Origin of the sequence: Roseomonas indoligenes (genome assembly GCF_017813365.1) — a bacterium.
GTDB classification, from domain to species: domain Bacteria; phylum Pseudomonadota; class Alphaproteobacteria; order Acetobacterales; family Acetobacteraceae; genus Roseomonas; species Roseomonas indoligenes.
On the sequence record NZ_JAGIZA010000010.1, the window covers coordinates 130389 to 141791 of the forward strand.

10 protein-coding genes are annotated in these 11403 nt (G+C 72.2%); 3 read left to right on the plus strand and 7 right to left on the minus strand.

Features of this window, described 5'->3' with window-relative positions; genetic code table 11:
• Positions 1-152: 152 nt before the first annotated feature.
• The 7 genes from J5Y10_RS16840 to J5Y10_RS16870 all read right to left on the minus strand — a co-directional run bounded on the left by J5Y10_RS16840 (position 153) and on the right by J5Y10_RS16870 (position 6705).
• Positions 153-899, minus strand: coding sequence for a nicotinate-nucleotide adenylyltransferase (locus J5Y10_RS16840; RefSeq protein WP_209375189.1), 747 nt, complete (start codon positions 897-899; stop codon positions 153-155).
• A gap of 36 nt (positions 900-935) precedes the next feature.
• A complete protein-coding gene (locus J5Y10_RS16845; RefSeq protein ID WP_209375190.1) occupies positions 936-1808 on the minus strand; it encodes a 2-keto-4-pentenoate hydratase in 873 nt (290 codons plus the stop codon).
• Between the two features lie 47 nt (positions 1809-1855).
• Positions 1856-3130: a glutamate-5-semialdehyde dehydrogenase gene (locus J5Y10_RS16850; protein WP_209375277.1), complete on the minus strand. Its 1275-nt coding sequence runs from the start codon at positions 3128-3130 to the stop codon at positions 1856-1858.
• Between the two features lie 91 nt (positions 3131-3221).
• Entirely contained in the window at positions 3222-3677 is a 456-nt protein-coding gene (locus J5Y10_RS16855; RefSeq protein WP_209375191.1) for a DUF4126 family protein, read from the minus strand.
• 59 nt (positions 3678-3736) lie between these two features.
• Positions 3737-4855, minus strand: coding sequence for a glutamate 5-kinase (proB, locus tag J5Y10_RS16860; RefSeq protein ID WP_209375192.1), 1119 nt, complete (start codon positions 4853-4855; stop codon positions 3737-3739).
• Positions 4856-4903: 48 nt separating this feature from the next.
• Entirely contained in the window at positions 4904-5122 is a 219-nt protein-coding gene (locus J5Y10_RS16865) for a hypothetical protein (protein WP_209375193.1), read from the minus strand.
• Positions 5123-5190: 68 nt separating this feature from the next.
• Positions 5191-6705 carry a DHA2 family efflux MFS transporter permease subunit gene (locus J5Y10_RS16870; protein ID WP_245214801.1) on the minus strand — a complete coding sequence of 505 codons (1515 nt, stop codon included), beginning with the start codon at positions 6703-6705 and terminating at the stop codon, positions 5191-5193.
• Between the two features lie 210 nt (positions 6706-6915).
• Between J5Y10_RS16870 and J5Y10_RS16875 the strand changes: the two genes are divergently transcribed.
• From J5Y10_RS16875 to J5Y10_RS16885, 3 genes are all read left to right on the plus strand, one after another.
• Positions 6916-8952 carry an NAD(+) synthase gene (locus tag J5Y10_RS16875; protein WP_209375195.1) on the plus strand — a complete coding sequence of 679 codons (2037 nt, stop codon included), beginning with the start codon at positions 6916-6918 and terminating at the stop codon, positions 8950-8952.
• A gap of 127 nt (positions 8953-9079) precedes the next feature.
• Positions 9080-9448: an HU family DNA-binding protein gene (locus tag J5Y10_RS16880; RefSeq protein ID WP_209375196.1), complete on the plus strand. Its 369-nt coding sequence runs from the start codon at positions 9080-9082 to the stop codon at positions 9446-9448.
• 471 nt (positions 9449-9919) lie between these two features.
• Positions 9920-11401 (plus strand): replication initiation protein, encoded by a 1482-nt coding sequence (locus tag J5Y10_RS16885; RefSeq protein WP_209375197.1) that lies wholly within the window; start codon positions 9920-9922, stop codon positions 11399-11401.
• Positions 11402-11403: the final 2 nt, after the last annotated feature.

The following is an 11403-nucleotide window of genomic DNA, read 5'->3' on the forward strand; positions in this document are numbered from 1 at the left end:
TCTTCCTGTTTCTTCGTCGTGGCGCCGTGCGGCGCCGGGCTCATTCTTTGCGCCGCGTGGCGCCCGGATGGTCTGTGGTGCCCTCTGGCACCGGGCTGCTTCGTGGCACCTCGCGACGCCGGGTTCATCCTTGGCGCCCTGCGGCGCCGGGGTCAGTCCGCCCCGGCTGGCGCATGGAGGGCGGCCGGGGCGCTCCCCTCAGAAGGGCCGGAAGTGGCCGTGGTTGCGTTGGCCCGCAAGGCCCTGATCGCCGTCGCGCTCGCCGGGTGCTCCCGCGCGGGCACGAGGCACCAGGGGGCGTGCGCGCCGGGATGCCGCGCCGCCTCCGCCATCAGCATGCCGCAGGGGCGGCGATGCTGGCGGAGCGCGCCCGCCGCGGCGCCGTGCAGGGCGCGCCGCGTATAGCCCGGGCGCGGCAGGACGGCGATCGGCGTGCCGCGTGCCAGCTTCCGCCAGCGGCGCCAGCGCGGCAGCTGCACCATGTTGTCCGCTCCCATGATCCAGACGAACTCGGCGCGCGGAAACAGGCGCCGCAGGCGGGACAGGGTGCGCTCCGTCTCCCGCAGGCCCAGCCGTGCCTCGATGTCCACGGCGATCACGCGGCGGCCATCGGCGACGCGGCGGGCCGAATCCAGCCGCTCCTCGAAGGATGCCATCCCTGCGCTGGGCTTCAGCGGGTTGCCGGGGGAGACGAGCATCCAGACCTCGTCCAGCCGCAGAACGTGCAGCGCCATCTCCGCCACGTGCCGGTGGCCGGTATGGGCGGGGTTGAAGGAACCGCCGAGCAGCCCGATCCGCACCCGCCGCCCGTCGCCGTATCGGCCGGGCTCGCGATGCGAGGAAGGGGGGCGGGGCGACGGCGCCTTTTCGCGGCCGGCCGGCGGAACGGGGGGCGGCATGGGGCTAGAGCCCCCCTCGCGGAACGGGTCCCGGTTTCAGGGTGTTCGGACCGAAACGGTCACGGGACGCTCCGCCAGCCCCTCATAGGTCACGGTGACGGTGCGCCCGGCCTCCGTCGGCAAGGCGGGGGAGAAGCCGCCGAGGGAGATGATGTCGCCTGCGCGCAGGCGCCTGCCCTCCGCCTTGAGGTCTTCGACCAGCCAGGGAATGGCGTTGAGCGGATGGCCCAGCAGCACCGTGGCGGGAACGCGGGACAGCTCCTTCTGGTCGTTCGCCAGCACCACCGTCATCCCGCCCAGCCGGGCGGCGAAGTCCGGCGTGGCCTGCACGGGGATGGGTTCGCCCAGCACGCCCAGCCGGGCGCCCACGTTGATGGCCACCAGCCCCGGCCCCGTCATCTGCCCCGGCGCGAAGACAAGGTCAGGCATCTCGATGAAGGGGATCACCTGGTCCAGGTGGCGGAGGATGGCGAGGTGGTCGGCGCCGGCCTCGTTGATGCCCTCGTCCTTCACCCGCACCAGCAGGTCGCTCTCCACGTTCGGCACGGCGCCGAAGGCGGCCGGCACCTCGGCCGGGCTGCCCGCGGTGCCTTGGGCGCGGATGGTGGCCTGGAAGATCGTGCCGCGCACGGGGTGCGGGATGCCGAAGCGCCCCTGCGCGGCCGCATTGGTCAGGCCGACCTTGTAGCCCACCGGCGGCCCCAGCCGCTCCGCCATCAGGGCCACGATCTTCGCGCGCGCGCAGACCGTGTCCTCCATCGTCAGGCCCGGGCCGTAGCCCTGGGCCGGGCGGTTGGCGAGGATGTCCCCGGCCATGCGCTGCACATCGGCATCCGATGGGCAGGCGGCCCTTGCCGCCCCTGCTCCGATGGTCAGGGCCGTTGCGGCCAGCAGCGCGATGCGGCGCATGGTGTGATCTCCTCCCAGACCCGGGATTGGCCCCGTGGCAGGCCGGATCAGGGGCGAACCTGTCCGGTTCCGATCACATGGTAGCGCCAGGTGCAGAGCTGCTCCAACCCGACCGGGCCGCGGGCGTGCAGCCGGCCGGTGGCGATGCCGATCTCCGCGCCGAAGCCGAACTCCCCGCCGTCGCAGAACTGGGTGGAGGCGTTCCAGAGCCCGACCGCGGAGGCGAGGCCGTCCAGGAATTCCTGCGCCGCGGCCGCATCCTCCGTGATGATCGCCTCGGTATGCTCGCTGCCGTGCAGGCGGATGTGCTCCAGCGCGCTCTCCACCCCGTCCACCACGGCGACGTTGAGGATCGCGTCCAGCCATTCCGTCGAGAAGTCCGAATCGGCCGCGGGCGGCAGCTCCGGGACGATCGCGCGCGCCGCCGCATCCGCCCGGAAGTCGCAGCCGAGCGCGCGCAGGTCGCCGACCAGCAGCGGAAGGAGGGACGGGGCGACGGCCCGGTCGATCAGCAGGGTCTCCGTCGCGCCGCAAACTCCGGTGCGGCGCATCTTCGCGTTCGCCAGCACGGAACGCGTCATCGCCGGATCGGCGGCCGCGTGGACATAGGTGTGGTTCACGCCCTCCGCATGGGCGAGGACCGGCACGCGAGCCTCCTGCATCACCCGCGTGACGAGTCCCTTCCCGCCGCGGGGGATGATGAGGTCGATCAGCCCCGCCGCGGCCAGCATGGCGCCGACGAAGGCGCGGTCTGTGTTCGGGGCAACCTGCACGCAGGCTTCCGGCAGCCCGGCCTCGCGCAGGCCTTCCACGATGCAGGCATGGATGGCGGCGGCGCTGTTCAGGCTTTCCTTTCCGCCGCGCAGGATCACGGGGCTCCCGGCCTTCAGGCAGATGGCGGCGGCGTCGGCGCCCACATTCGGGCGGCTCTCGTAGATCATGCCGACCACGCCGATGGGCTGGGCCACGCGGCGGATGACGAGGCCGTTGGGCCGGGTCCATTCCGCGATCACCCGGCCTACGGGGTCGGGAAGGGCGGCCACCTCCTCCAGCCCGCGCGCCATGGCCTCCACCCGGGCGGGGTTGAGGGTCAGGCGGTCCTTAAAGGCGGGGGAGAGGTCGGGGGCGCCGGCCCGGTCGGCCTCGTTCGCGGCCAGGATCTCGTCCTGGCGGGCGCGCAGGGATGCGGCGGCGGCCAGCAGGGCCGCGTCCTTCGTCGGTCGCGGGGCGCGCGCCAGGATCGTGGCGGCGGCCCGGGCGGCCCTGGCGGCCTCCTCGAGCGCTGCGCGGGCGATGGCGGCGGGATCGACGATCGCGTTCATGGGAATGAGGTAATCCCGCGCGGCGGCAAGGGGAAGCGCCGTGCGGGGAAGCGGTGCGCGGGACAGACCGGCGCGGGCCGCGGGCCGCCCGCTATCGGCGGGAGGCACCCCGCACGATCCACAGCGTGGCCGCGAGCATGATCGCGTCCTCCACCAGGCCGGTGGAGACCTGGCCGTGGCGCCGCATGGAGCGGATCCGGGCATCGAAAGTGATGTATGAGGCTGCCACCGCGCCCGCGGCGCCGAGGAAGGCGGCGAAGCCCCGATTTTCGCGCGGGGCCAGGGCCATGCCCGCCACCGCGCCGGTCACCATTCGGGCCGCGATGCCCGGCGCGATGATCCGGTCCGGCGCGGAGGGCAGCTTGTCCCCGATCAGCTCCCCGATCGCGAGCGCGACAGCCCCCCAGGAGGCCCAGGAATGGGAGAGGATGGATGGCGCGCCGTTGTCCCGCGGCAACGCGCCGCGCCTGGCCGCCAGGGTGACCGCAGCGAGTGGGGTCATAGACCGCATGCCGCCGGGAAGGCCGATGAGAAGGGAACGGAACATGCGGGGCCTCCGGGGGCAGGGGTGCCCCCGCCAAACGGCCCGCACGGGGCCCGGTTCCCTCAGACCAGGACCATGTCGTCCCGGTGGACCATCACGTCCCGCCCGCGCCAGCCGAGGATCGCCTCGATCTCCGCGCTGCGGCGGCCGGCGATGCGGCGCGCGCTCTCGGCGTCATAGGCGGAGAGGCCGCGGGCGAGTTCCCGGCCATCCAGGGCTCGGACGGAGACGGCGTCGCCACGGTCGAAATCGCCCTGCACCTCCCGCACCCCGGCGGGGAGGAGGGAGCTGCCCTCCGCCAGCGCCCGTGCCGCGCCGTCATCCACCACCAGCCGCCCGTGCGGGGCGAGCGAGCCGGCGATCCAGCTCTTGCGGGCGGAACGCCCCTCCGGCGCCGGCAGGAACCAGGTGGATCGCGCGCCCTCCAGCATGGCGGAGAGGGGATTGTTCTCCTTGCCGATCGCGATCGCCATGGCGCAGCCCGCGCCCGTCGCGATCCGCGCCGCGATCAGCTTCGTCCGCATCCCGCCGGAGGAGTAGCCGGGCGGGGGATCGCCGCCCATGGCCATGATCTCCTCCGTCACCCGCTCCACCACCGGCAGGTGCCGGGCTTCCGGATCGCGGCGCGGATCGGCGGTGTAGAGGCCATCGATGTCGGAGAGGAGAACGAGGACGTCGGCCTCGATCATCTCCGCCACCCGGGCGGCCAGGCGGTCGTTGTCGCCGAAGCGGATCTCGGCGGTGGCGACGGTGTCGTTCTCGTTGATCACGGGCACGCAGCCCAGGTTCAGCAGGGTCTTCAACGTCTCCCGCGCGTTCAGGTAGCGGCGGCGGTCCTCGCTGTCCTCCAGGGTCAGCAGCACCTGGGCGGCGGTCATGGAGTGCGCGGCCAGGGCCGATTCCCAGGCGCCAGCCAGGCGGATCTGGCCCACGGCGGCGGCGGCCTGCTTCTCCTCAAGCCGCAGGGCACGGCGGGTCAGGCCGAGCTGGTGCCGGGCCAGCGCCACCGCGCCGGAGGAGACCAGCACCACCTCCGCCCCGCCCTGCCGCAGCCGCGCCGTGTCGGCCGCGACGGAGGCCAGCCACTCCGCCCGCGGCGCCGCCGTCACCGGATCCACCACCAGGGCGGAACCGATCTTCACGACGATGCGGCGGGCCGAAGCGAGCGAGGGCGTGGACATGCCCGCGGCGTTACCACGGGCGGGCGGCCCCTGCGACAGGGGAGGGGATCAGGGCAGCCCCGAGGGGGATGCGGGACCTTGCGGCGCCGGTCCAGGCTGCGTCTCGCCGGGCTGCATCTCGCCGGGCTGGACCGCCTCGTCCTCGGCCGTTTCCATCCGCTCCTCGGCCTCGCCCCGCTGCTTGCGGACCTCTCCGTCCTCCGGGCCCACGCGCCGGCGCTCCAGCCGGCGGACACGCTCCTCGAAGCTTTCCTCGCGCTCGCTCATGACCCGGGTCTCCTGTTCTGGCGCCGATCGCGCCCTACAGGCCGGGAACGCCGGGCGGGGGAGGGGGTTCAGGCCGGGCTCTCCTCCACCGAGGCGCGCAGCGTCTGCTCGGGCAGCCCCAGGACGAGAAAGAAGGCGGCCGTCATCACGACGGCGCTGAGGGTGAAGCAGCCGAGCAGGGCGGTGCGGTAGGCATTGGAAAGCACCGCGTGCTGCTCCGGCGTCAGGGCGGTGAGGGCGGCGGCCCCGCCGCGCGTGATCGCCTCCACATCGACCGGCCCGACGAGGCGCGCGGCGAGGATGGCGCCGGAGGCCGCCACCCCGACAGCCCCGCCGAGGGAGCGCAGGAAGGTCATCGCCCCCGTCGCCGCGCCGAGCTCCTTGTAGGCTACCGCGTTTTGCACGGCGGTGGTGAGGTTCGGCATCCCCATTCCCATGCCGAGCCCCAGCAGGGCCAGCGCGACGAGGAAAACCGCGGGCGGGGCGGCGAGCCAGGAGAAGGCGGCCAAGCCGCAGAGCGCCACCGCCTCCAGCCCGATGCCCCAGAGCAGGAAGATCTTGTTCTTGCCCAGCCGCGCGGCCGCTTGCCCGCCGAGGATGGAGGTCAGCACCATTCCCGCCACCTGCGGCAGCATCATCGCCCCAGCCCCCGCCGGGGTCATCCCCAGGACGAGCTGGAAATAGAGGGGAAGGAAGACCGTGGAGCCGAGCATGGCGAAAACCATCATCCCGCCCACCGCCACGCCGCGGGCGAAGACGGGGTTGCGGAACAGGCCGAGCCGGACGAGCGGGTCTTCCGCCCGGCTCTCCCGCCAGAGGAAGCCGATGAGGAGAAGGAGCACCAGCGCCGCCATCCCCGCACTGGGGAGGGAGGCCCAGGGGAATTCCGTGCCGCCCCAGGCGAGGTAGAGCAGCAGCGTGGCCGTGAACCCCGCCATCAGCAGGACCCCCGGCAGGTCCAGCGGCTTGCGCTGGCCTGAGGGCGGCGTGCGGAGCCCGAATCCGATCAGCAGCAGCGCCACCGCCCCGAGCGGCAGGTTCACGTAGAAGACCCAGCGCCAGGAGAAGGCGGAGGTGATGAAGCCACCGAGCAGCGGCCCCGCCACGCTGGCCAGGGCGAAGACGCCGGTGAAGAGGCCCTGGTAGCGCGGCCTCTCCCGCGGCGGGATCACATCGCCCACCGAGGCCTGGGCCAGCACCAGCAGCCCGCCCGCGCCCAGCCCCTGGAGGGCGCGGAACAGGATGAGCTGCCCCATCGACCCCGCCGCGCCGCAGAGAAAGGAGCCCGCGAGGAACAGCCCGATCGCCACGAGGAAGAGCTTCCGGCGGCCATAGGTGTCGGACAGCTTGCCGTAGAGCGGGGTGGTGACGGTGGAGGACAGCATGAAGGCCGTGACCACCCAGGAGAGGTGCGCCATTCCCCCGAGATCGGCCACCATGCGTGGCAGGGCGGTGTTGACGATGTTCTGGTCGAGCGCGGCCAGCAGCATGGACAGCATCGCGCCCGCGAAGACGATGCGGCGGGGGACGGGACGGGCCGGCGGGACGGTGGTGGCGGCGACCGGCGCGCTCATATCGGGCATTGTCGGACGTTTCCGTACTGGGCGGGCGTTACTGGACAGGTATCGCATGGCGCGGATCGTCCCGCCGCGGAAGCCAGGCCCGCGATGCGGCGCCGCATCACCCTGGGGCAGGGAAAGGGCGCCGCGACGCGGGTTGCGCCCCCGTGCCGGGCGGATGAAGTTGCGTCACCCCGCCAACGCGGGCGGCCCGGGATCGTTCAGTCCGACATCATGAGCTTCCACGCCCTCTACCGTCACGGCTTCGCGCGGGTCGCGGCCTGCACCACGCGGGTCCGCCTGGCCGATCCGGCCGCGAACGCAACCTCGATCCTGGCCGCCGCGCGGGAGTGCCACGCGCGCGGCGCGGCCCTGGCCGTGTTCCCCGAACTCGGCCTCTCCGGCTACGCCATCGACGACCTGCACCTGCAGGACGTGCTGCTGGACGCGGTGGAGGAGGAGGCCGCGCGGCTCGTCGCCGAATCGGCGGATCTTTTGCCCGTGCTGATGGTGGGCGCACCGCTGCGCTACATGGGGCGGGTCTACAACTGTGCCCTGGTGATCCATCGCGGCCGACTGCTCGGGGTGGTGCCGAAGATCCACCTGCCGAACTACCGCGAGTTCTACGAGCGGCGGTGGTTCGCCTCCGGCGCGGGAACGGAGGGCGGGACGATCCGCATCGGCGGCCACGAGGCCCCCTTCGGCCCCGACCAGATCTTCGCCGCTGAGGACCTGCCCGGACTCGTGATCCACGCCGAGATCTGCGAGGACCTCTGGGTTCCCGACCCGCCGAGCAATGCCGGCGCGCTGGCCGGGGCGGTGGTGCTGGCGAATCTCTCGGCCAGCAACATCACGGTCGGGAAGGCGGATACGCGCAGGCTGCTCTGCGCCTCGCAATCCGCGCGCTGCATAGGGGCCTATATCTACGCCGCGGCGGGGACAGGCGAATCGACCACCGATCTCGCCTGGGACGGCCAGGTCTCCGTCTTCGAGAACGGGGCCACGCTGGCGGAGAGCGAGCGCTTCCCCGCCGAGGGGCAGACGGTCTTCGCCGATGTCGACCTCGACATGCTCCGGCAGGAGCGGGCTCGGCAGGGCACCTTCGACGACAACCGCCGCATCCACGCGCGCCCCTTCCGCCGGATGACGTTCCGGCTTGACCCGCCGATGGAGGATATCGGCTTCGAGCGGCGGGTGGAGCGCTTCCCTTTCGTGCCCGCCGATCCCGCGCGGCTCAGCCAGGATTGCTACGAGGCCTATGCCATCCAGGTCTCCGGCCTGGTCCAGCGGCTGACCGCCATCGGCAATCCGAAGATCGTCATCGGCGTCTCCGGCGGGCTGGATTCCACGCAGGCGCTGATTGTCGCCGCGCGCGCGATGGACCTGATGAAGCGGCCGCGCACCGACATCATCGGCTTCACCATGCCGGGCTTCGGCACCAGCGCCGGCACGAAGAACGCCGCGCACGGGCTGATGAGGGCGCTGGGAATTGACGCACGGGAGCTGGATATCCGCCCCGCCGCCACGCAGATGCTGAAGGACCTCGGCCACCGCTTCGCGGGCGGCGAGCCGGTCTATGACGTGACCTTCGAGAACGTGCAGGCCGGGCTCCGCACCGACTACCTTTTCCGCGCCGCGAACAACGAGAACGGCATCGTCCTCGGCACCGGCGACCTGTCGGAACTTGCGCTGGGCTGGTGCACCTATGGCGTCGGCGACCAGATGTCGCACTACAACGTCAATGCCGGCGTTCCGAAGACGCTGATCCAGCACCTCATCCGCTGGGTAGCGGAGGAAGGGATATTCGAGGCCGAGGTCTCCGCCATCCTGCACGACGTGCTGAACACGGAGATCTCGCCGGAGCTGGTGCCGGCGGATGCCGGCGGCGCCATCCAGAGCACCGAATCGAAGATCGGCCCCTACGCGCTACAGGACTTCAACCTGTTCTACACGCTGCGCTACGGCTTCCGCCCCTCCAAGACCGCCTTCCTGGCATTGCGGGCCTGGGGCGACGCCGCCCGCGGCGCCTGGCCGCCCCACTTCCCGGAGGAGCGGCGCGGTGCCTACGACCTTCCGACCATCCGCCGCTGGCTGGAGGTCTTCCTCGGCCGGTTCTTCGGATTCGCGCAGTTCAAGCGTTCCGCCATGCCCAACGGCCCGAAGGTGGCGGCTGGCGGCTCCCTCTCCCCGCGCGGGGATTGGCGCGCGCCGTCCGACGGGAACGCGACGGCCTGGCTGGCCGAGCTGCGGCGCAACGTTCCCGAGTCGTAAACGGGAAGTGTGGCGGGAATGCCGATTTCACCCCGGTTTATTGGGAAAATTCGGCATCCCACTTGTTGGCCCCCCCGGCTTCGTGGTGATTTCTGCGACCACGCGCAACAGACATTAGGCGGATCACATGGCAAAGGCAGCGGCACCCAAGAAGCCTGCGGCGAAGGCTCCGGCAGCGAAGGCTCCCGCGAAGGATGCGGCGGCGAAGCCCGCGGCCGCCGCGGTGGTCAGCCTGAAGCAGCTCGCGGCTTCCCTGGCGGAGAGCCACGACATGCCGAAGAAGCAGGCCGAGACCCTGGTCAACGACTTCGTCGCTTCCCTGGCGGATCACCTGAAGGAAGGCGCGAAGATCCGGATCAACGGCCTCGGCATCCTCGAGGTGAAGTCCCGCCCCGCCCGCATGGGTCGCAACCCCGCCACGGGCGAGCAGATCCAGATCGCTGCCTCCAAGAAGATCGCCTTCCGGCCCGCCAAGGAACTGAAGGAGGCCGTCTGACGGCGCCTTTCCAGGCATCCGGGCCGGTTCGCCGGCCCGGGGGCCCGCGCGCCCGGCCCCGCGTGGAGCCGGGCCGCCGCCCCGCACAGGATGCGGGCTCTCCGGCAGGAGCCGGTCCTCATAAGATGTTTTCTGTCCCCGGTCGCGGCTGACGCGCTGCCCCATCGGGAAGCCGCGTCCTCTCAGCCCCTTTCTTCGGGCCTGAATGAGCCGAATCGCACCGTGAGCGGGATCATTTTGACGTCGCGGAAAAGATGATCGTGAGGCGTCCTGGAGAGGAGGAGTCCCTCTTTCCTCCGGTACGGCCGACGCCACAGGTTGGCCGAACAGGACGCGCGGCGGCGATCCGGCATCAGGCCGGGCTTGCCGCCGCGCCTTGCGCCCATTATCTGGCTGATCGTCTGGTCGCCTCTCTTTCGGCGCGTGCCGCGCGACCCCCGTCCTCATTCCTCTCGAGTACATCTGCCGTCCATGACGTCCCGTACCGATCCTGCCGTTGCGGCGGAAGCCGATCGCGCGTCCGCGCCCGAATCCGTCCTCTGGCACCACGCGGCGTTCTGCCGCCTTGCCCTTCCGGTTGAGCCGGGGGTGGAGGCGTGGCGGCGCGAGGGGGTGGATGCCACCATCCGCATCGCCCCGGGCGCGGCGGGGGATACATTGCCGGACGGGCCGGGGCTGCGCCTGCTGCTCGCCTATCTCTGCGACTCCGCGCTGCGCGCCGGCGGAGCCACCGTGGCGCTGGGCGCCGACGCGGCATCGCTGGCCGCGCGAATGGGCCTGTCCGACGGCGCAGCGGCCCCGCTCGCCGAGCAGATGGACCGGCTTCTCGGCGCCCGGATCACCGCCTCCGTGGATGGCGGGCCGGAACTGGCCGTGCTGGACGCCCGCAGCCGCCCGCGCGGCGGTGGCTGGCCCGCGCAGGTGAAGCTGAACGCGCGTTTCCTGGCGAGCCTTGAGACGAGCGCCGTGCCGCTGGACCGCGGCATCCTGCGCGCCCTCTCGGGTTCCGCCGAGGCGATGGACGCCCATGCCTGGACGCGCGAAGCCCTGGCCCGCGCCGGCGCGGACGGGACCGTGACCTCGCCCTGGCCGGAGCTGCAGGCCCGTTTCGGTGTGCCGGGTGCAGCCGCCGCAGCCTTCCGCGATGCCTTCGAGGGCGCGCTCCGCCTCGTCTTCGAGGCGGATCTGTCGATCGAACTCGCGGTGGATAATGACGGCGTGAGCGTGCGCCAGGCGCAGCCGCAGGAAGCCCCTGCTCCGGTCGAGGCGGCTCCGGCTCCGGCACCGGTGCCCGCGGCGGCCGTTCCCGTGGCGGACCCCGTTCCTGCCCCGGTCGTGCGGCCGGTTGAAGCGGCGCCGGTTCCCGATGCGCCCGCTGCCCCGCCCCGCCCGGTGTCCGCCGTGGCGGAGGAGGAGGTGCGCCCGCGCGAGGAGCGCCGGCGCGATGACCGTCCGCGCGATGAGCGGCCTCGCGAGGAGCGTTTCCGTGACGAGCGGCCTCGGGATGACCGTCCTCGCGACGAGCGGTCCCGTGACGAACGCTCCCGCGACGACCGGCCCCGCGAGGATCGCGGCCGCGACGACCGCCGCAACCGCCGTGACGAAGGCGGGGAAGGGGGCGTGGACGCGATCGTGGACGACATGGTCCGCCTGCGTTCCCACCTCACCGGGCTGCCGCAGGTGGTCTGGCTGCGGCGCGGGCACGGGGACGAGAACATCCTCATCGGCGTCACCCCCGGCACGCGCATGGACACGGACCGGCTGACCATCCTGATGGTGGAACCGATCGTGATGCAGGTCAGCGGCGGCCTGGGCCAGAACGATTTCGACCGGGTCTCCGCCTGGGTGATGGCGAACCGCGACCTGATCGACGAGTTCTGGGAGGGCAGCATCGTCTCCGCCGAGGAGGTGAACAACCGTGTCCGCAAAGCCCCGGGGCCGAGCTGGCGCTGATC